The following is a 19,008-nucleotide window of genomic DNA, read 5'->3' as shown; positions in this document are numbered from 1 at the left end:
GTTGCCGGATTGTGGAATTGTGGAATTGTGGAATTGTGGGATTGTGGGATTGTGGGATTGTGGGATTGTGGGATTGTGGGATTGTGGGATTGCGGTGTTTGGATTTGGATTTCCAGCAATTACGGCTCGACAGCAAGTTAGTCGCAGCGCGCCGTCGCGCGAGCGTTTTCGCGGCCATTAGTTGCAGCTGCAATCCGGCATACGGTCACGGTGCGGCTGCGGCCGATGAGCGACCGCGATCAGCCCCGCCGCACCCACCATCAACGCACCCGCCGCCAGCCACAGCGCCGGCGAGAAAGACCCCGTATGGTCCGCAATCGGCGCGGCAACCAGCGGCCCCACGATCTGGCCGACGCCGTAGGCCGCCGTCGCGTAGCCCATCAACCCGGCCGCATCGTCCCCGCGCAGGCGCCGCGCCTCGCGCATCGCGAACAGCGTGATCGCGGTGAACGGCAGGCCGATCAGCATGCTGCCAAGCGAGAAGCCGCCGGCCGTCGGCCAGACGATTCCGAGCGCGATACCCATGGCCTGCAGCACATAGCAGCCGGCGAGCAGCGTGCGGTTATCCCAATGCACCGGCAGACGCGCGCCCAGCAGCGCGCCAACGATCAGCGCCGCGCCGAACATCGGCCAGAACAGATCGGGCCAGAAAGAGCCCGGCAACGCATGGCGCGCGATGACGGGCAGAAAGGTCGCCGTGATGATGTAGCCGAAGCCGGGGATGCCGTAGAGCAGGATCAGCCAGATGGCGTCGGCGCGGTGCGCGGTGTGACCGGTGATGTGGCCGGTCGTGCGTCCACCGGCGAGTTGGCTGGCCGCCCGCTGGCTCGCATGAGATTGGCCGACGGGCGGTCCGCTGACGGCGGGTTGGTTTGCACTGCGTTCGCTGACAGCAGCGTGGCGGTTAGAAGACCGGCTCGTCCCATTCCGACCCGCATCGACATCGGCAACCGATCCGCGTCCACGACGATCCGCCCCTTCCCCGCCGACGCCCACCGCCCCTCGAAACACCGGCCAAACCGCCGCCGACAAAACCGCACCGATCAGTCCAAACCAGATCCATCCCGCCGTCGCGCCAAATCCCCCCGCGACGCTCACCAGCACCCCCGTCCCTACGATCCCCACGCCCGGTCCGGTGTAAATCACCCCGCTCCAGCCATGCGCGCCGAGTTCGGCGAGACGTCGCAAGCCCCACTGGGACGCGAAAACGAACGTCCACGCGCTGACCGCGCCGGCGATGAAGCGCACCGCCGCCCACACCCAGAAGTGATGCGTGACGCCCATCGCCAGCGTCAGCAGAACCGTCGCAACGAGCCCCACGCGCACCATGCGCGCCGGCTCGACCCGCAGCGCGGCGCAACTGAGCGCGCCGGCAAAATACCCCGCGTAGTTGAACGACGCCAGCCAGCCGCCGTGCTGGATGTCGAGCTGCGGCTGACCCAAAGCGCTTCCATGAAGCATCAGCGGCAACAGCGGCGTGAAGGCGAAACGCCCGATCCCCAGGGTCACGGCCAACGTCACCATGCAGGCGAACGCCGCGCGGCGGGCGGCGTGAGGTTCGGTGAAGCGGTCGTACCCGTGGGAAGCGAGGTCGTTCATGATCGGGCGTCAGGTGATGGCCAATGACGGTCAGGCCGGGTTTGTCCAATCCATAGTAGCTTGACCTTTTGATCACGAAAAATGAATAATTCGGATATCAATCATCGCCCGGAGAGAATCATGGATCTGGCCGCCTTGACCATTTTCCGCGCGGTCGTGCGGGAAAACGGCGTGACGCGCGCCGCTGCCAAGCTCAATCGTGTGCAGTCGAACGTGACGACACGCATCAAGCAACTGGAAGAGCAGCTCGGCACCGACCTGTTCATCCGCGACGGCCGCCGCCTCGTGCTGACGCCCGCGGGCGAAACGCTGCTGCCGTACGCGGAGCGCCTGCTCGCACTCGCCGACGAAGCGCGTCACGCGGTGCGCGAGGATCGTCCGAGCGGGCGCTTGCGGCTGGGCACCATGGAGAGCGTCGCGGCGACACGTCTGCCCGGATTGCTCGCGCAATATCACCAGCAGTGGCCCGCCGTCGCGCTCGAACTGGAGACCGGCACGACCGGCAAGCTAATCGAGCGGGTGCGCGAATTCGAAGTGGATGCCGCTTTGGTGGCGACGCCGCTGGACCCGGCCGCGCTCAGCGACCTGTTCGAGACGGTGCCGGTATTCCGGGAAGAGCTGGTGATGCTCACGCCGCGCGGGCATCGGCCGATTCGCGAGGTGCGCGAGGTGCGCGATGTCGCGCTGTCGACGCTGATCGCGTTCGAGCGTGGCTGCGCCTATCGGGCTTATATCGAGAAGTGGTATCTGGAACACGGCGTGAGGCCGGCGCGCGTGCTGGAGCTTGGCTCCTATCACGCGATCGTCGCGTGCGTGGCGGCCGGCGCGGGCGTGGCGGTGGCGCCGCGCTCAGTACTGGATCTGCAAACCGATGCCAGCAATATCGCGGTTCATGAGTTGCCTGATATCGGCATGATCGAGACGCTGCTCGTGTGGCGACGCGGGCATTTTTCGTCCGCGCTCAATGCGCTGCGGCGCACGCTCGTGACGGCTGACGAAGGGGATACGGTCGCGATCGCAAACCCAACGCGAGAAACGGAGGACGCGGCGGCCGCGAAGGCGGGTATTGCCTGATCACTGCTGCGGCGCCGGATATCCGCCGGCGAATCGGAACCGCAAAAGCGCATCGCGAATCAACCTGCTCGGCCGCACATGAACCAATGATTCGCGCCGCGCCACGACACAATCCAGCAGCGCGGCTTCGCAAAAAAACCTGGGCCACGCGACGCGCCGAAACGACCGGCGCCCCGCGTGGCCCCATCAAACCCGAATCAAAGCTGGCCTTCGACCCAGGCCTTGACGCCAGCCAGCGCGGCGGGCAGGTTCGCCGGCTCGGTGCCGCCAGCCTGCGCCATGTCCGGGCGGCCGCCGCCCTTGCCGCCGACCTGCTGCGCGACGAAGTTGACCAGTTCGCCAGCCTTGACCTTCTTGCTGGCGTCCGCCGTCACGCCGGCGATCAGGCTCACCTTGCCGCCTTCGACCGAAGCCAGCACGATTGCCGCGCTCTTCAGCTTGTCCTTCAGCTTGTCGACCGTCTCGCGCAGCGTCTTGACGTCCGCGCCGTCCAGCGTGGCCGCCAGCACGTGCACGCCGGCCACTTCGATCGCCTGAGCGGCCAGCTCGTCGCCCTGGCTCGAAGCCAGCTTCGACTTCAGCGCGCTCAGTTCTTTCTCCAGCGACTTCACCTGATCCTGTACCTGGCTGATCCGCTGCGTCAGTTCCGAAGGCTGCGTCTTCAACACCGCCGCAGCCGCATTGATGCGCGCGTCGAGGTCCTGCACGAAGCGCACGGCGTTGTCGCCCGTAATCGCTTCCACGCGACGAATGCCCGCCGCGACGCCGCCTTCCATCACGATCTTGAAGAAGCCGATGTCGCCGCTGCGATGCACGTGCGTACCGCCGCACAATTCACGCGAGAAACCCAGGTCGAGCACCCGCACTTCGTCGCCGTACTTTTCGCCGAACAGCGCCATCGCGCCGCCCTTCACCGCTTCGTCGAACGGCATCACGCGGACGATGCCCGGCGCGTTCGCCAGCACTTCGGCGTTGACGATCTCTTCGACACGGCGGATCTGCTCGTCCGTCATCGGCGCGTTGTGCGCGAAGTCGAAACGGGTCTTGTCCGGGTCGACGAGCGAGCCCTTCTGCTGCACGTGCGAGCCGAGCACCTCGCGCAGCGCCTTGTGCATCAGGTGCGTGGCCGAGTGGTTGCGGGCCGTGCGGGCGCGGCGCACCGCGTCGATTTCCGCTTTGACGACGTCGCCCACCTTCAGCGTGCCCTGCTCGAGCGTGCCGTGATGGCCGACCACGTCGGCCTGTACTTTCAGCGTGTCGGTGACCGCGAAGCGCACGCTAGCGTTGGCCAGCACGCCCTGGTCGCCCACCTGGCCGCCCGACTCCGCGTAAAACGGCGTGTGATCCAGCACCACGACCGCCTGCTGGCCGTGCGCCACTTCCCGCACCGACGCGCCGTCCACGTACAGCGCAACCACCTTCGCGTCGTCGAAGACGATTTCTTCGTAGCCGTGGAACGTGGTCTTCGCGCCCGAGTATTCGAGGCCTTGCGCCATCTTGAACTTGCCCGCCGCGCGCGCCTGCTCGCGCTGACGCGCCATCGCTTCGTCGAACGCGGGTTCGTCGACCGTCACTTCGCGCTCGCGGCACACGTCAGCGGTCAGGTCCAGCGGGAAACCGTAGGTGTCGTGCAGCTTGAATGCGAGTTCGCCGTCGAGCGTCTTGCGGCCCTTCGCTTCGAGATCGGCCAGCGCGGCTTCGAGAATCGACATGCCGTGCTCGATGGTTTCGAAAAAGCGCTCTTCTTCCTGACGCAGCACGTCGGTGACGCGTTGCTCGGCTTCCTTCAGTTCCGGGTACGCACCGCCCATCTGCGCGACGAGGTCCGCCACCATGCGGTGGAAGAACGAGCCCTTCTTGCCCAGCTTGTAGCCGTGGCGGATCGCGCGGCGCACGATCCGGCGCAGCACGTAGCCGCGCCCTTCGTTGCCCGGAATCACGCCGTCGACGATCAGGAACGAGCATGCGCGGATGTGATCGGCGATTACCTTCAGCGAGTTGTTGGTCAGGTCGCTCACGCCGGTTTCGCGCGCCGCGGCCTTGATGAGCGCCTGGAACAGGTCGATCTCATAGTTGCTGTGCACATGCTGCAGCACCGCGGCGATACGCTCCAGACCCATGCCGGTGTCCACACACTGCTTGGGCAGCGGCGTCATGTTGCCCTGGGCGTCGCGGTTGAACTGCATGAACACGAGATTCCAGATCTCGATGTAGCGGTCGCCGTCTTCCTCAGGAGACCCCGGCGGCCCGCCCCACACTTCCGGGCCGTGGTCGTAGAAGATTTCCGAGCACGGGCCGCACGGACCGGTGTCGGCCATTTGCCAGAAGTTGTCCGACGCGTAGCGCGCGCCCTTGTTGTCGCCGATGCGGATGATGCGCTCGACCGGCACGCCCACTTCCTTCGCCCAGATGTCGTGCGCTTCGTCGTCTTCGTGATAGACGGTGACCCACAGCTTGTCTTTCGGCAGTTGGTACACGCCGGTCAGCAATTCCCACGCGTAGTGGATCGCGTCGCGCTTGAAGTAGTCGCCGAACGAGAAATTGCCCAGCATTTCGAAGAACGTGTGGTGACGCGCGGTGTAGCCGACGTTTTCCAGATCGTTGTGCTTGCCGCCCGCGCGCACGCTGCGCTGCGCGGTGGTGGCACGCGAATACGGACGCGATTCCGCGCCGAGGAACACATCTTTGAACTGCACCATTCCAGAATTGGTGAAGAGCAGGGTCGGGTCGTTGCCGGGCACAAGGCTCGACGAGCGAACGATCGTATGGCCCTTCGATTCGAAGAACTTGAGGAATTTCTCGCGGATTTCGGCGGCTTTCATAGCGTGCGGGGGACGGTCCTGGCTGTTACCGGCGGCATCGTGGGATGCGCCAACTGTTTGTTTCTTAAACGACTGATTATACGGGATCGGCGCGGCTGCGCGGCGGCGGGCCCGGTGCGTTGGCCGTTCGGCCAGGTTTGGCCGCGCGTGGCCCGGACCACGGGCCATATCGGGACGCGCCGATCTGTCCTATGCCGTCCGGCTGGGTGCGCAGACCTGCGCGAATCGCTTAAGATTGCCCCGATCCGCGGTGCCTTGCGCGCCGCCTGGCTACCTAGGAGACATTAGATCAATATGGGCGCTCTCAGTCATATCCGCGTGCTGGATCTCACCCGCGTGCTCGCCGGCCCCTGGTGCGCGCAAACGCTCGCCGATTTCGGCGCCGACGTCATCAAGATCGAACGCCCCGAGGTCGGCGACGACACCCGTCACTGGGGGCCTCCATATCTCAAGACGCCGCAGGGCACCGACACGCGCGAGGCCGCGTACTACCTCGCGGCGAACCGCAACAAGCGCTCGGTCACGCTCGACATCGCGTCGCCCGAAGGCCAGCGGATCATCCGCGAACTGGCTGCGCAAAGCGACGTGGTGCTGGAGAACTACAAGGTCGGCCAGTTGAAGAAGTACGGGCTCGACTACGCGTCGCTCAAGGAAGTGAAGCCCGATCTGATCTATTGCTCGGTGACCGGCTTCGGGCAGACCGGGCCGTATGCGCAGCGCGCCGGCTACGACTTCATCGTGCAGGGAATCGGCGGCTTCATGAGCATCACCGGCGAGCGCGACGGCCAGCCCGGCGGCGGTCCGCAAAAGGCCGGCGTCGCCATCGCCGACCTGATGACCGGCATGTATTCGACCATCGCCGTGCTCACCGCGCTCACGCACCGCGACCGCAGGGGCGAAGGCCAATACATCGACATGGCGCTGCTCGACGTGCAGGTGGCGATGCTCGCCAACATGAATTCGAACTATCTGGCGAGTGGCCAGCCGCCCGTGCGTTGGGGCAATGCACACCCGAACATCGTGCCGTATCAGACCTTCCAGACGAGCGACGGCTGGATCATCGTCGCGGTCGGCAACGACGGGCAGTTCCGCAAGTTCGTCGAAGCGGGCGGCCGGCCCGAACTCGCCGACGACGAGCGTTTCTCGACCAACCCGGCGCGCGTGCGCCACCGCGACATCCTCGTGCCGATTCTCGCCGACATGGTCCGTCTGCAAGACAAGCAGCAATGGATTGGCGCACTCGAAGCGGCGGGCGTGCCGTGCGGGCCGATCAACGATCTCGCCGAAGTGTTCGAGAACGAGCAGGTGGTGGCGCGCGGGATGCAGGTCGATCTGCCGCATCCGTCGGGCGGCACGGTCAAGCTGGTGCGCAATCCGATCAATATGAGCGGGACGCCGCCCGAGGCGCTGGCTCACCCGCCTATGCTCGGCGAGCACACCGGGAGCATCCTGCGCGAAGTGCTCGGTTATGACGATGCGACGGTTGCGGCGTTGCGGGCAAAGGCGGTGATTTGAAGCCGTCGGTTCTGCTGGCGATGAGGCCGGTCCTCGCATCGCCGCAACTTCAGCCCTGCGCGGCTAGCGAAGCCAGCCAGCGCCGCGCTTCGTCCCAATCGCCGAGGCCGCTGTCCGCGTTGATGTGGCCACGGGCGCCGATGTCCACCCAGCGGCTGCCCCATCCGTTCGCGCAGGTCCGTGAAAACGGCACGCCCCCGTAGGGATCGTCGCTGCTCGCTACGACCATGGTCGGGAACGGCAAACGCGCGAGAGGCACCGGCGCGAAGCCGCTGGCGTCCGGTGGAAAATGCGGCCCGGCCGGATCGGGCACCGCGACCAGCAAGGCGCCCGCCACCTTCGCGAGCTGCGCCGCGCTCGCGTACTGCGACGCCCAGAAAGCCGTCGTCAGGCAGCCGAGACTGTGGGCGGCGAAGCTCACCGGCGCATCGGCGGCGGCCACCGCGGCGTCGAGCGCCCGGCACCACGCGTCGCGAACGGGATGATCCCAGTCGGGCATCTGCACGCGCGCGAACGCGGGATCGCGTTCTTCCCAGCGCGTTTGCCAGTGACCGGCGCCGGAGTTCTGATAACCCGGCAGCACGAGTGTGTTCAGTTTTTCTCCGCTCATCCCGCTTTCCCGCTTGTGGTTGGTTTTTTTGTTGCCGCTGGTTGTGTGCTGCTGCACGCCGGTTGCGTTCTGCCCGACGCCCGTTCGCCTGGCTGCGGTTCGCTTATCGCATCCGCTCACCGAATCCCAACGCCCAGCCTCACCGGATCACCCGCCCCACGCCCACCCCGCGCGGATCCGCCGCCGGCTCAGGCGTCGCACCCTCGACGCGGATCATCTGCACATCGCCGTTGAACGACTGTTCTTCCAGCGTATAGCCCATCGCCTTCAGCTGCTCGGCAAGCTCGCCCGTGACCGGATGGAACGGCTCGAAATAGATCGTCTTCTGCGGCAACAGCTGATGATGGAAACGCATCGCGGCAAGCGCGTCGGCGGGCGCCATGTTGAAGTCATACAGGTTGGTCATCACCTGGAAAATCGTGGTCAGGATGCGCGAGCCGCCCGGCGTGCCGATCACCAGCGCCACCTTGTTGTCCTTCAACAGCAGCGTGGGCGTCATCGACGAAAGCGGGCGACGCCCCGGCGCCACCGTATTGACCTCCGCGCCGCTCACGCCGCCCGCGCTCTCGCTGCCCTGCTTGGTGACGAAGTCGTCCATCGCGTCGTTCAGCAGGAAGCCGCCGCCGTCCACCACCACGCCCGCGCCGAAATCGCCGTTCAGCGTGTAGGTGTTCGACACCGCGTTGCCCCACTTGTCGACGACCGAAAAATGCGTGGTTTGCGCCTTCTCCGGCATCGCGTCGCCGAGGCCCACCTTCACCGGCGTCGCGCCCGGCACTTCGTCGGGTTTGACTTCACCGGCGCGCTGCGCGAGGTAGGCGTCGTCGATCAGCTTGTCCGCCAGCACCTTGTACGCATCCGGATCGCCTAGGTAGCGTTGCCGGTCAGCGAACACGCGGTCCTCGATCTGCGCGATCAGGTGAATATACGGCGCGGAATTCAGCTCGACGCCGTCGAATGCCGCCTTCAGATCGGCCTTCATCTTCAGCATCTGGATCAGCCCGATGCCGCCGGAACTCGGTGGCGGCGCGGTGATCACGCGGTAGCCGTTCCAGTCGGCGGAGAGCGGCTGGCGCCAGACCGCCTTGTACTGGATCAGGTCCTGCTTCGTGACAAGGCCGTGGCCGTACATCTGCTGAGCGATCTGGTCGGCCGTGCGGCCTTCGTAGAACTCGCGGCCGCCGTCGCCGGCGATCCGCGTCAAGGTCTGCGCGAGTTCGGGCTGACGGAACGTCGCGCCCGCCTTCAGACCCGAGAAGTACGCGTCGAAATTGGTCTTGCCGGTGAAACTCTTCACCGCCGCGTCGCGACGCTGCTGCAGCGACGGGTCGACCGCGAAGCCGTCGGTCGCATAGCGGATGGCGGGCGCGAGGACCTGCGTCCACTTCAGTTTGCCGAAACGCTGCTGCGCCTCCCACATGCCCTCGACGGTCCCCGGCACGCCCACCGCGCGGTGGCCGACGACGCTCATGCCCGCCACCAGGTTGCCCTTGTCGTCGAGATACATGTCGCGGTTCGCCTGTTGCGGCGCGCGCTCGCGGTAGTCGAGAAAGTACGGCTTGCCGTCCATGAACAGCGTCATGAATCCGCCTCCGCCGATATTCCCCGCGTCAGGACGCGTCACGGCCAGCGTGAACGCAATCGCGACGGCGGCATCCACCGCGTTGCCGCCGGCCGCGAAGATCTGCTGCGCGGTGTCGGCGCCATAGCGATCCGGCACGGCCACCGCCGATGCGTCGAGCGCGGGCTTGGGCGGCGCGGTTTTCGCCAGCGCGGGGGCCGGCGCGACGACGCCGCCGGCTAGCGCGCCGAACGCGGCGCACAGAATCGCGGCGCGCGCGATCCGGGGCGAGGACAAAGAAGCGAAAAGCACGCGAGGCGCGCCGTGCGTCGGGACAGGCATCCGAGAAACTCCGGCAACTAAGGGCGCCATGGTGCACGAACGGCGCGCGTTCATGCAAGGCGCAATGGGCGGTGCGGGCGGTGCGGCCTGAGTGGACGGCTGCGACGAGTGCGCGCGCTGCGCGTCGACGCGCAGGCTGCACGGCCCCGGAAAATATCGTGCGGCGGGCACACACGCCGCGAAACGGCAAACCGCTCGCTACACTTTGCGCTCTGCGGGCCGCCTCTGCGTCCATGCCAACCGTGTGCGGCCAGCATGCGGTCCAAAGCGGACCTAAGGTGGCTCAAAGCGGCATGACCGTCGAACGCGACGTAAATCGACGCTTGAATGCGGACCGGGCGCGCCCTGAAGAGGCGGTCTGATCTCGCCGGCATGAAGCCTCTTGCGCCGCACGAACGCCGTGCGGCATAGGACAGCGCGCTGCACTGGCCGTCCGCGGCGGCTGTGCCACACCCCGCTGACGAAGCCGCGCCGCAGGCATCCTAAGTCGCGGGCGGCTGCGCGAACAAAACGTTTTACCTCCTGTTACAGCGCCCGCACGGCCCCGCATCCGCGGCAAAAGCGCTCAAACGTTGGCTGCGCGCCGCATTCACCTGCCGCCGGCGGACTGCTCAGGTAGAATTGTCGGATAAGTGGGCGCACCACGCGTCCCCGACAGACTCTCACCTTCTCGCATGAATACCGAACGCAACGACGCGCCAGCGGCATCCAATTTCATCCGCAACATCATTGACGACGACAACCGCACCGGCAAGTGGGGCCAGCGGGTCGAAACGCGCTTTCCGCCCGAGCCGAACGGCTATCTGCACATCGGTCACGCCAAGAGCATCTGCCTGAACTTCGGCATCGCGCGCAGCTACGGCGGCGTGTGCCATCTGCGCTTTGACGACACCAATCCGGAAAAGGAAAGCGTCGAATACGTCGACTCCATTATCGACTCGGTGCGCTGGCTCGGCTTCGAATGGGAAAAAGACGGCAAGGAAGAGCTCTATTTCGCGAGCGACTACTACGACAAGCTGTACGAGTTCGCCGAACTGCTGATCGAGCGCGGCAAGGCCTACGTGGACAGCCAGTCGGCCGAAGAAATGCGCGCGAACCGCGGCTCGGCCACGGAAGTCGGCACGCCGTCGCCCTTCCGCGAGCGCCCGGTACAGGAGAACCTCGACCTGTTCCGCCGCATGAAGGCCGGCGAGTTCAAGGAAGGCGAGCACGTATTGCGCGCGAAGATCGACATGTCGTCGCCGAACTTCAACATGCGCGATCCGGTGATCTACCGGATCCGCTTCGCGCATCACTACCGCACCGGCGACAAATGGTGCGTGTACCCGATGTACGACTACACGCATTGCATCTCGGACGCGCTGGAAAACATCACGCATTCGCTGTGCACGCTGGAGTTCGAAGACCATCGGCCGCTGTACGACTGGATTCTGAACGAGCTTGCCGAAGCGGGCATCTTCACGCGTCCGCTGCCGCAACAAATCGAGTTCTCGCGCCTGAACCTGACCTACGCGATCACCAGCAAGCGCAAGCTGCTGCAACTGGTGAACGAAGGCCATGTGGACGGCTGGGACGACCCGCGCCTGCCGACCATCGTCGGCGTGCGCCGGCGCGGCTTCACGCCCGAGGCGATCCAGCTGTTCTGCGAGCGGATCGGCGTCAGCAAGGTCGACTCGTGGATCGACATGAGCGTGTTCGAAGGCGCGCTGCGCGACGATCTCGACGACAAGGCGCCGCGCACGGCCGCCGTGCTCGATCCGCTCAAGCTGATCATCGACAACTTCCCCGAAGGCGTCACCGAGCCGTGCAGCGCGCCGGTCCATCCGCATCATCCGGAGCAGGGTCTGCGCGAGTTTCCGATTTCGCGCGAACTGTGGATCGAGCGCGAGGACTACAACGAAGCGCCGCCGAAGGGCTACTTCCGCCTGTTCCCCGGCAACAAGGTGCGGCTGCGCTACGGCTACGTGATCGAATGCACGGGCGCGGACAAGGACGAGAACGGCAACGTCGTCGCGGTCCACTGCAACTACTTCCCGGACAGCAAATCGGGCACCGAAGGTGCGAACGCCTACAAGGTCAAGGGCAACATTCACTGGGTCAGCGCGGCCGCCGCCTGCCCGGCTGAAGTACGCATCTACGACCGGCTGTTCAAGGAGCCCCAGCCGGACGCCGGCGGCCGCGACTTCCTCGAAGCGCTGAATCCGGATTCGAAACGCGTCGTCAACGCCTACCTGGAACCGGGCGCGCGCGACGCGCTGCCGGAACAGCGCTACCAGTTCGAGCGCCACGGCTATTTCGTCGCCGACCGCGTCGATTCGCAGCCGGGCAAACCCGTGTTCAATCGCATCGTCAGCTTGCGCGACAGCTGGGGCAAGCCGGCGTAAGCTGGAGCGGCTGCGGTTCGTAACGCATCTGAAGCTGGGAAGTTGAATACGGCGTGCATCTCGCTCACGAGGTGCACGCCGTTTCGTTGCATCATGTTCCATCGACAGTGACGGCGCGGCCGGTTGGACGCGCCAGTCAGGGAGACCCGATGAAAGTTGCAGCCCGCAGCATGGCGAGTAACAGGGCGATGACGACAGGCACGGCTCATGGCACGCGCCGCGCAACTCGCATGCGCGCCGTTCCCGCCACGTGCACCGCTCACGGGGCACGCTTCGCGCACCGCGCGCGTTGCGCGCTGGTGGCGCTGGCCACGTTCGGCGCGGCGTCGCTCGTCTGCCCGGCCCGCGCGGACGAGCTCACCGGCACACTGAAGAAGATTCATGACGACGGCGTGGTCGTGCTCGGCGTGCGTGAGGCGTCGATCCCCTTCTCGTACTTCGACGGCAAACACACGATCGGCTACTCGCAGACCATCGCGCTGCAAATCGTCGATGAAATCCGCAAGACGCTCGGCATGCCGCAACTGAAGGTGCACGAAATCACCGTGACCTCGTCGAACCGCACGTCGATGCTGCAGAACAACCAGATCGATCTGGAGTGCGGCTCGACCACGCACACGGTGGAGCGCGAAAGCGTGGCCGCCTTCTCGAACAGCTTCTTCCGGTACGCGGTGCGCATGATCACGCGCAAGCATAGCGGCATTACGGATTTCGCGGACCTGGCCGGCAAGCCGGTCGTGACGACCGCGGGCACGTCCGACGAACGCCTGCTGCGCCGCCTGAACACCGACAAGCATCTGAACATGCGCATCACCAGCGCGCGCGATCATCTGGAAGCATTCACCGCGCTCAAGGAAGATCGGGCCGTGGCCTTCGTGATGGACGAGCCGATCGTGTACGGCTTCCGTTCGACCGACCCGCGTCCCGACGACTTCGTGGTGACGGGCACACCGCTCGGCTCCGAGGTCTACGCGTGCATGTTCCGCAAGGGCGACGAGCCGTTCCGCAATCTGGTGAATGGGGTGATCTCACGCGGGCAGACTTCCGGCGAGGCGGAACACCTGTACAAGCAGTGGTTCACACAACCCATTCCGCCGCACGGCATCAATCTTAATTTTCCGCTGTCGGAACAGAACCGCGCGCTGTTCGCGCATCCGAACGACCACGCGCTCGACTGAGCGTGAGCGTTACGCCTGAGGCGCGCGGCCCGCGCGCCCGCGCGTCGGCGCGCGTTTCGTCTGCTGCCCGTTCATGCGCGCCTCTGGCCGCTCATAGGCGGCCGCCCGCCGCCCGCCGCCACTACAGCGTCCGATGCAGCTCCGCCAGTGACAGCGTGGTCTGAAAAAGGCGCGTCAGACTGCGGCTCGCATACTTGGGGATTTCATCGATCGCGGCCCAGCGGTACGCGTCCATTTCAGGAATCAGCGTACCGTCCGAGCGTCGCGGAAACAACGATGTGCAGGTGCATGAACTCAGGTCGAGTTCACCAGCGGTGGCACGCGCGGCGAACAGATGCAGATCCTTGTCGCGCCGGTAGACGTACAGGCCAAGATCCTTCAGGCGGCCGGGCTCGATCGCGATGCCGGTCTCCTCGACCATCTCGCGCAGCGCCGTGACGTGCGGCGCTTCGCCCGCCTCGCCGTGCCCTTTCGGAATGTCCCAATGCGACGTCTCGGTGGCGTGCGCGAGCAGCACGCGACCGTCCGGGTCAAGCAGAACGATGCCGCACGAAACGATCCGCGGGCTCATCGTCGCAGGGTGCCTTCGCTGCCGCGACAATACACGGCGTCGAACCGCCGCGCCGACCGGCCGGCGCGCGCTGCCATCACGGCCTGAATGCTCATCACTTTTTCTGCAATTGCCAGGTGCCCCCGCCTTGCTTGCAGAACTGCGGGTGCAGGTTCATCGACTGCCCTTTCGCATTCAGCACCACGCCGAGGTCGCGGCAGGTGCGCCCGCCGTCGTTGGCGGTGCCGGCGACGGTAATCGTTGCGTCGATCTTCACGCTGTTGCCTGTGCCTTCGTTGACCCAGGTGACGCTCGCGCCGTCCTTCTGCTCGTTGAGCGCACTGAACACCGCCTTCTTGATCGAGTCGATGTCGCGCTGCTTCATGTACGCCATCGGCGTGTCGTGCAGAAAATCGAGATTCGCCGCCCGCGCGCCGATCGCGCCGCCGAGCAACAGGCCGGCGCCGGCCAGGTGAAGCAGTACGCGGGTTCGCATCGACATGAAGGATTCTCCTCGAAAGTGTTCTGGACGATCTCGAGCGCACGCGCGGCAACGCTTGATCTGGACCTCAAAAGCATAGCATGCGGCCTTCGAAGGGAACGCGCAGCGTGGCTGCCGTCAATTTTAGGATGTGTCTCATATCGTCCTGTGGAACGTATTTTTTAAGATTTATTTTTCGTCCCCGCAGCCGTCAGGCCTCACACAGCTCGCCATGAGCACCTTTGCCGCCCTGAAAGTCTTTGTCGTAAGCCTCGCGCTGGTTTGTGTGGCACTCGTGCCGGTCGCGCTCGGACGCGATCCCGGTCGGGCGTCGCGCACCGTGGAAATAGACGCGCCAGCGGTCGCGCGCTGGCCGAATCTGCTGACGCGCGTCGGCATTGCCTGCCTGCTGGTGTCGTTCGCGTTGCTGCTCGCCGCCTGCTACACCATTCTCGGCGATATGCCCGACTGAGCACGCGATGCGATGCGCTGCGCTGCGCCGCGGCCCGTGCGGTCCCTGTCGTCACGATGGCGAGCCGCGCTCGCTTTCAGTTCGCGGCGGCGCGAGAAGCAGGCATCCCGGCCACTGCGCCGGGCTTCGCACCGGACACCTGATACCCGTCGGTGAGCGTATTCAGAAACGCCACCACGTCCTTGATTTCGGCTGCGTCGAGCGCCGGTTTGTCGCCCGGTTTGCGATCGAACGGCGCCTCCGTGTTCAGATTGGCCCAGTAGCGCTGCGGCAGATCGTCGAACTTCTGCACCTTGCCCTTCGACACCGGATAGAACTTCTCCGGGTTGGTGTCGCGTTCGGCATAAAAACGGACCACCTGATCGAGCGAATGGTAGACACCGTTGTGGAAGAAGCTCTTCTTCAACGCGACGTTGCGCAGCGTCGGCGTGCGGAAAATCCCGCAAAACTCGTCACGCGCCTTCAGGTCGGTGCGCTCCGGCCCGCAGGCGCCAAGGTCGTAGAAATGCGGATCGCGATTGGCCGGCAACGCGCGGTTGCGCGGCACGCCGATCGCGATCAGACCGAAATCGCTGAATTGCGGCGGCGCGCCGTCTTTGGTGCGCTGGCTGATGTGGCAGCTCGCACAATTACCTTTCTGTTCGTCGTTGAAAAGTTGCAGGCCGTGCAGTTCGGCCGGCGTCAATTGCGCGTTGCCCGCAAGATACGCGTCGTACTTGCTGGTGTATGGGTAGAACACCTCGGGCGTCTGCTCGAACGTTTCGAGCGCTTGCAGCACTGCTTTGAAGGTGGCGTCGTCGTTGTCGAAGATATGCTCGCCGAACGCCGCGCGAAAATCGCCGGCGTAAGGCGCGGCCTTGACCGCCGCAGTGACCTTCGGCGGCGTGCTGCCCATCTCGAACGACGACAACAGCGGAATGCGCGCCTGCTCGCCGCCACGGTCGACCCGGCCGTCCCAGGTCAGGCCGCCGGTCGGACCGGCATCGACGCTTTCGTCGCCTTCGTCGTCGGACTCGTGATAGTGCTCGGCGAACGCCGGCACCGATTGCAGGTACTTCAACGTCGGCGCGGCGCGCAGGCCGGTGCGGTGCATGTCGCTGCCGCCAGGCTGAACCGGCAGCGCGTTGGCCGGCGCGAAGCCGTGATCCGGACTGTGGCACGACGCGCAAGCCAGCTTGCCCGAGCCCGATAGCGACGCGTCGAAAAAGAGCTGCTTGCCGAGCGCCGTCATCTGGCGCACCGATTCGTAGACTTGCGCGCGCGACTGACCGCCGCCATGCGCCGCGACCTGCACCGTGGACGCCGTCGTCACGGACGCGGCAGCGGCCGCACCGTTCGCGCTTGCCGCGGCAGTCGCGCCCGCGCCTGTATTCGCACTTGCGCTGTTGCCTGCGCCAGCCACGCCCGCATCACAGCCGGCAAGCGCGATCGCCACCGTCACCGCCGCCAGCACAAAGGCTGCCGCTTGCCACGAGCCGGCGCTCGCCGCCCCGTTGCCCCGCCGCACCCTGAAGTGCCGAATCCCCGCCAGACCAATTCGCATATGAACGATGTGGGTTTGCGATTTTGAAGTCCGCGAGCGTATTTCATTCCAATGTCGTTTAGATGACATCAAGCCGACGAAAAAATCCAGAGAAAAGCTTTTCGTAATTGATTACATCTTTCTGTCAAATTGCATTGCCAAACTTTCGCCGGCGGTCGTTCGCGTAAGCAACGCGCATGGCCCGTCCCCAACGCGAGAGAGAGAAACCCATTCAAATGAACAAGAAACTGATCTGCGCGACGCCGATCGCGATCGCGGCAGCGCTGAGCCTGTATGCGTGCGGCGGCAGCGAAATCACGCAGCCGGACATCAGCTCGATCAAGAACGTCGTGGTGATTTACGCGGAAAACCGCAGCTTCGACAATCTGTACGGCAACTTCCCCGGCGCGAACGGTCTGCAGAACGTCAGCGCGGCGAGCGCCACGCAGCTGGATCGCGACGGCACGCCGCTCGCGACGCTGCCGCTGGTGTGGAACGGCCTGACGCAAACCGGCGTGACGCCGGCCGTCACGCAGGCGATGACGGCCAATCTGCCGAACAGCCCGTTCGCGATCGACGACCCTAAGGGTTTCAACACGCCGATCACCGCGACGACGCGCGACCTGTATCACCGGTTCTACGAGAACCAGATGCAGATCAACGGCGGCAAGAACGACAAGTTCGCCGCATGGGCGGATTCGGGCGGCCTCGTGATGGGTCACTACACGCTCAACGCCGACAAGCTACCGCTGTGGAAGATCGCGCAGCAATACACGCTTGCCGACAATTTCTTCATGGGGGCGTTCGGCGGCTCGTTCCTGAACCACCAGTGGCTCGTGTGCGCATGCACGCCGGTTTATCCGAACGCGGACAAGAGCCCGGCGGCCAGCTCGATCTCGGCGGTGGAAAGTGACGGCGTCACGCTGAAGGTCGCGTCGAACTCGCCGGCATCCGCTCAGAGCGGGCCGCCCAAGTACGTGCTGTCGGGTAACCTGACGCCCGACTTCTACGCGATCAACACGATGCAGCCAGCGTATCAGCCGAGCGGCAACAAGGCGGCGACGGGCGGCGACGCGAATCTGGCCGATCCCTCCCAGGCCACCACCTTGCCGCCGCAGACGCAGAAGCACATCGGCGACCTGCTGAACGATGCGAAGGTGTCGTGGGCGTGGTACGGCGGCGCATGGGGCGCGGCGGCGGCGGCGGCGCAGAATGGCACCTCGAACGTGATCTACGGCGCGAACCTGACGGCGCCGAACTTCCAGCCGCATCATCAGCCGCTCAACTACTTCGCCGACCTCGCACCGGGCACGACGAACCGCGCGCAGCACCTGCTCGACGGCGGTCTGGGCGGTTCCGAGTTCATCAAGGCGATCGACGCCGGCACGCTGCCGCAAGTGTCGTTCTACAAGCCGCAGGGCAACCTGAACGAGCACGCGGGCTACACCGATGTCGCGTCGGGCGATCAGCATATCGCGGACGTCATCTCGCATCTGCAGAAGAGCCCGCAGTGGAACAACATGCTGGTCGCCGTGACTTACGACGAAAACGGCGGTTTCTGGGATCACGTCGCGCCGCCGAAGGCCGACCGCTGGGGTCCGGGTTCGCGCATTCCGGCGCTGATCATCTCGCCGTATGCGAAGAAGCGTTACGTCGATCACACCCAGTACGACACGACGTCGATCCTGCGCTTCATCACGCGCCGCTACTCGCTGCCGACGCTGCCGGGTCTCGCGGCGCGCGACGCGGCACTGGCCAGCAATGGCAGCAAGCCGCTGGGGGATCTGACGGCGGCATTGAACATCAAGCAGTGAGCGGCGTGGCGGCTGGGCGCGCGGTGCTGGGGCTCGGCCGCTTGAGCTAGCGGTCATGCCGGGCCGGCGATGCGCGTTCGGCATGCTGCGAAGCCGCACGGTCGGCGACTCACGGTCCGCGGCATCCTCCGCATGGCGAGACCTCGACGGGCAGCTTCGGCTGCCCGTTTTTATTTGCATCGCGCGAATCCGGGCGCTTGCGTTCTGCGTCGCCGATTCACGCGGCGGCGGCACGCGTTTTCACCACCGGGGTATGCTTGGAGCCAAGGCGCGATCATTCCCGTCGATGCCGCCATGCGATCCGCCACGACCTGTGGCAGGACGGCCCACTCATTCAGGAGTTCGACAGATGACAGACAAAACCATCAAGGTCCCCGGTCCCGATCATCCCATCACGGTCGAGCCGGCCAGAGCACGCGTGGTGGTGACCGTCGCCGGCCGCGTGATAGCCGATTCGAATAAGGCGCTGGTGTTGCGCGAGGCGTCGTATCCACCGGCGTATTACGTGCCGCGCGACGATGTCGAGATGACACTGCTGGTGCGCACCGATCACGCGACCTATTGTCCGTACAAGGGCGACTGCGCTTATTACAGCGTGCCGATCGGCGGCGAGCGGGCGGTGAACGCGGTGTGGACCTACGAGTCGCCGTATGCGTCGGTGAAGGAGATCGCGCAGCACCTGGCGTTTTATCCGAACCGGGTCGATTCGATCGACGTGCGGGCAATTGGCGAAGCGCGGGCGCCGGCTTAGGAAGTTGCATCTGGAGTGAAGCTGATCGTACTGCGCGCGTTCGCGCAGACGGCTCGCAGGCACGCGAAGCAAAGCGAAACGCACCCCGCTCCGCGCTCCGCAGTGCGCGCGCTCGAACAACTGAGAACCCGTGTGAAGAGTGAAGTACGGCAGGAGGGACTCGAACCCCCCACCCTCGGCTTAGAAGGCCGATGCTCTATCCAGCTGAGCTACTGCCGTAATGAAGTGAGGCGATGCAACACCAGCGTACAACATCGCCCGCAATGAGAACCCGCGTACCGGGTGTTGGAACCTGTGCTCGTGCGAACCACAGGGTTCGTGTCTACCGAAATT

The 19,008-nt window shown here is 65.3% G+C and carries 15 protein-coding genes and 1 tRNA gene; 8 read left to right on the top strand and 8 right to left on the bottom strand.

All coding sequences use genetic code 11. From position 1 onward, the window contains the following. The coding region (locus tag PQR02_RS31385; RefSeq protein WP_408240879.1) for a hypothetical protein at positions 1-181 on the top strand (181 nt) is incomplete at its 5' end. Here the strand turns inward: PQR02_RS31385 and PQR02_RS31380 are convergent. Then, positions 178-1,599 carry a YbfB/YjiJ family MFS transporter gene (locus PQR02_RS31380; protein ID WP_408240876.1) on the bottom strand — a complete coding sequence of 474 codons (1,422 nt, stop codon included), beginning with the start codon at positions 1,597-1,599 and terminating at the stop codon, positions 178-180. The genes PQR02_RS31385 and PQR02_RS31380 overlap by 4 nt on opposite strands. Positions 1,600-1,719: 120 nt before the next feature. Here PQR02_RS31380 and PQR02_RS31375 point away from each other — a divergent pair, with 120 nt between their 5' ends. After that, entirely contained in the window at positions 1,720-2,673 is a 954-nt protein-coding gene (locus tag PQR02_RS31375; RefSeq protein WP_408240873.1) for a LysR family transcriptional regulator, read from the top strand. Between the two features lie 197 nt (positions 2,674-2,870). Here PQR02_RS31375 and alaS read toward each other — a convergent pair whose 3' ends face one another. Continuing rightward, positions 2,871-5,495, bottom strand: coding sequence for an alanine--tRNA ligase (gene alaS, locus PQR02_RS31370; protein ID WP_408240870.1), 2,625 nt, complete (start codon positions 5,493-5,495; stop codon positions 2,871-2,873). A 294-nt stretch (positions 5,496-5,789) separates the two neighbouring features. Between alaS and PQR02_RS31365 the strand changes: the two genes are divergently transcribed. After that, positions 5,790-7,010 carry a CaiB/BaiF CoA transferase family protein gene (locus PQR02_RS31365; protein ID WP_408240867.1) on the top strand — a complete coding sequence of 407 codons (1,221 nt, stop codon included), beginning with the start codon at positions 5,790-5,792 and terminating at the stop codon, positions 7,008-7,010. A 49-nt stretch (positions 7,011-7,059) separates the two neighbouring features. Here the strand turns inward: PQR02_RS31365 and PQR02_RS31360 are convergent, their stop codons facing one another. Both PQR02_RS31360 and ggt read right to left on the bottom strand, forming a co-directional pair. Then, positions 7,060-7,620 (bottom strand): RBBP9/YdeN family alpha/beta hydrolase, encoded by a 561-nt coding sequence (locus tag PQR02_RS31360; protein WP_408240864.1) that lies wholly within the window; start codon positions 7,618-7,620, stop codon positions 7,060-7,062. Positions 7,621-7,759: 139 nt separating this feature from the next. Further along, positions 7,760-9,523 carry a gamma-glutamyltransferase gene (gene ggt / locus PQR02_RS31355; RefSeq protein WP_408240861.1) on the bottom strand — a complete coding sequence of 588 codons (1,764 nt, stop codon included), beginning with the start codon at positions 9,521-9,523 and terminating at the stop codon, positions 7,760-7,762. A 674-nt stretch (positions 9,524-10,197) separates the two neighbouring features. Between ggt and PQR02_RS31350 the strand changes: the two genes are divergently transcribed. After that, entirely contained in the window at positions 10,198-11,907 is a 1,710-nt protein-coding gene (locus tag PQR02_RS31350; RefSeq protein WP_408240858.1) for a glutamine--tRNA ligase/YqeY domain fusion protein, read from the top strand. 149 nt (positions 11,908-12,056) lie between these two features. Next, on the top strand, positions 12,057-13,085 hold the full coding sequence (locus tag PQR02_RS31345; RefSeq protein ID WP_408240855.1) for a transporter substrate-binding domain-containing protein: 1,029 nt from the start codon (positions 12,057-12,059) through the stop codon (positions 13,083-13,085). Between the two features lie 121 nt (positions 13,086-13,206). On the opposite strand, the gene PQR02_RS31340 is transcribed toward PQR02_RS31345, so the two are convergent. Further along, on the bottom strand, positions 13,207-13,656 hold the full coding sequence (locus tag PQR02_RS31340) for an NUDIX hydrolase (RefSeq protein WP_408240852.1): 450 nt from the start codon (positions 13,654-13,656) through the stop codon (positions 13,207-13,209). Positions 13,657-13,750: 94 nt separating this feature from the next. Continuing rightward, a complete protein-coding gene (locus tag PQR02_RS31335) occupies positions 13,751-14,137 on the bottom strand; it encodes an RT0821/Lpp0805 family surface protein (protein ID WP_408240849.1) in 387 nt (128 codons plus the stop codon). Positions 14,138-14,348: 211 nt separating this feature from the next. Here PQR02_RS31335 and PQR02_RS31330 point away from each other — a divergent pair, with 211 nt between their 5' ends. Beyond that, the gene (locus PQR02_RS31330) at positions 14,349-14,588 is read left to right on the top strand and encodes a hypothetical protein (protein WP_408240846.1); all 240 of its coding nucleotides are present in this window, start codon (positions 14,349-14,351) and stop codon (positions 14,586-14,588) included. A gap of 76 nt (positions 14,589-14,664) precedes the next feature. Here the strand turns inward: PQR02_RS31330 and PQR02_RS31325 are convergent, their stop codons facing one another. Further along, on the bottom strand, positions 14,665-16,131 hold the full coding sequence (locus PQR02_RS31325; protein ID WP_408240843.1) for a cytochrome-c peroxidase: 1,467 nt from the start codon (positions 16,129-16,131) through the stop codon (positions 14,665-14,667). A 215-nt stretch (positions 16,132-16,346) separates the two neighbouring features. Here PQR02_RS31325 and PQR02_RS31320 point away from each other — a divergent pair, with 215 nt between their 5' ends. Both PQR02_RS31320 and PQR02_RS31315 read left to right on the top strand, forming a co-directional pair. Further along, the gene (locus PQR02_RS31320) at positions 16,347-17,924 is read left to right on the top strand and encodes an acid phosphatase (protein ID WP_408240840.1); all 1,578 of its coding nucleotides are present in this window, start codon (positions 16,347-16,349) and stop codon (positions 17,922-17,924) included. A gap of 349 nt (positions 17,925-18,273) precedes the next feature. Further along, positions 18,274-18,675, top strand: a complete 402-nt coding sequence (locus PQR02_RS31315; RefSeq protein WP_408240837.1) for a DUF427 domain-containing protein — start codon at positions 18,274-18,276, stop codon at positions 18,673-18,675. Positions 18,676-18,820: 145 nt separating this feature from the next. Here PQR02_RS31315 and PQR02_RS31310 read toward each other — a convergent pair. Next, positions 18,821-18,894: transfer RNA gene (locus tag PQR02_RS31310), tRNA-Arg, on the bottom strand. Positions 18,895-19,008 lie beyond the last annotated feature (114 nt).

This window comes from Paraburkholderia sediminicola, from assembly GCF_046026895.1.
GTDB lineage: Bacteria > Pseudomonadota > Gammaproteobacteria > Burkholderiales > Burkholderiaceae > Paraburkholderia > Paraburkholderia sediminicola_C.
This window is presented reverse-complemented; position numbering and strand designations above follow the sequence as displayed.

What these genes read in the sequence shown, in the direction of transcription:
- PQR02_RS31340 (WP_408240852.1), bottom strand. Translation starts at nt 13,656, where the DNA reads ATGAGCCCGCGGATCGTTTCGTGCGGCATCGTTCTGCTTGACCCGGAC.
- PQR02_RS31365 (WP_408240867.1), top strand. Translation starts at nt 5,790, where the DNA reads ATGGGCGCTCTCAGTCATATCCGCGTGCTGGATCTCACCCGCGTGCTC.
- PQR02_RS31315 (WP_408240837.1), top strand. Translation starts at nt 18,274, where the DNA reads ATGACAGACAAAACCATCAAGGTCCCCGGTCCCGATCATCCCATCACG.
- ggt (WP_408240861.1), bottom strand. Translation starts at nt 9,523, where the DNA reads ATGCCTGTCCCGACGCACGGCGCGCCTCGCGTGCTTTTCGCTTCTTTG.
- PQR02_RS31375 (WP_408240873.1), top strand. Translation starts at nt 1,720, where the DNA reads ATGGATCTGGCCGCCTTGACCATTTTCCGCGCGGTCGTGCGGGAAAAC.
- PQR02_RS31335 (WP_408240849.1), bottom strand. Translation starts at nt 14,137, where the DNA reads ATGTCGATGCGAACCCGCGTACTGCTTCACCTGGCCGGCGCCGGCCTG.
- PQR02_RS31380 (WP_408240876.1), bottom strand. Translation starts at nt 1,599, where the DNA reads ATGAACGACCTCGCTTCCCACGGGTACGACCGCTTCACCGAACCTCAC.
- PQR02_RS31320 (WP_408240840.1), top strand. Translation starts at nt 16,347, where the DNA reads ATGAACAAGAAACTGATCTGCGCGACGCCGATCGCGATCGCGGCAGCG.
- PQR02_RS31360 (WP_408240864.1), bottom strand. Translation starts at nt 7,620, where the DNA reads ATGAGCGGAGAAAAACTGAACACACTCGTGCTGCCGGGTTATCAGAAC.
- alaS (WP_408240870.1), bottom strand. Translation starts at nt 5,495, where the DNA reads ATGAAAGCCGCCGAAATCCGCGAGAAATTCCTCAAGTTCTTCGAATCG.
- PQR02_RS31345 (WP_408240855.1), top strand. Translation starts at nt 12,057, where the DNA reads ATGAAAGTTGCAGCCCGCAGCATGGCGAGTAACAGGGCGATGACGACA.
- PQR02_RS31350 (WP_408240858.1), top strand. Translation starts at nt 10,198, where the DNA reads ATGAATACCGAACGCAACGACGCGCCAGCGGCATCCAATTTCATCCGC.
- PQR02_RS31330 (WP_408240846.1), top strand. Translation starts at nt 14,349, where the DNA reads ATGAGCACCTTTGCCGCCCTGAAAGTCTTTGTCGTAAGCCTCGCGCTG.
- PQR02_RS31325 (WP_408240843.1), bottom strand. Translation starts at nt 16,131, where the DNA reads ATGCGAATTGGTCTGGCGGGGATTCGGCACTTCAGGGTGCGGCGGGGC.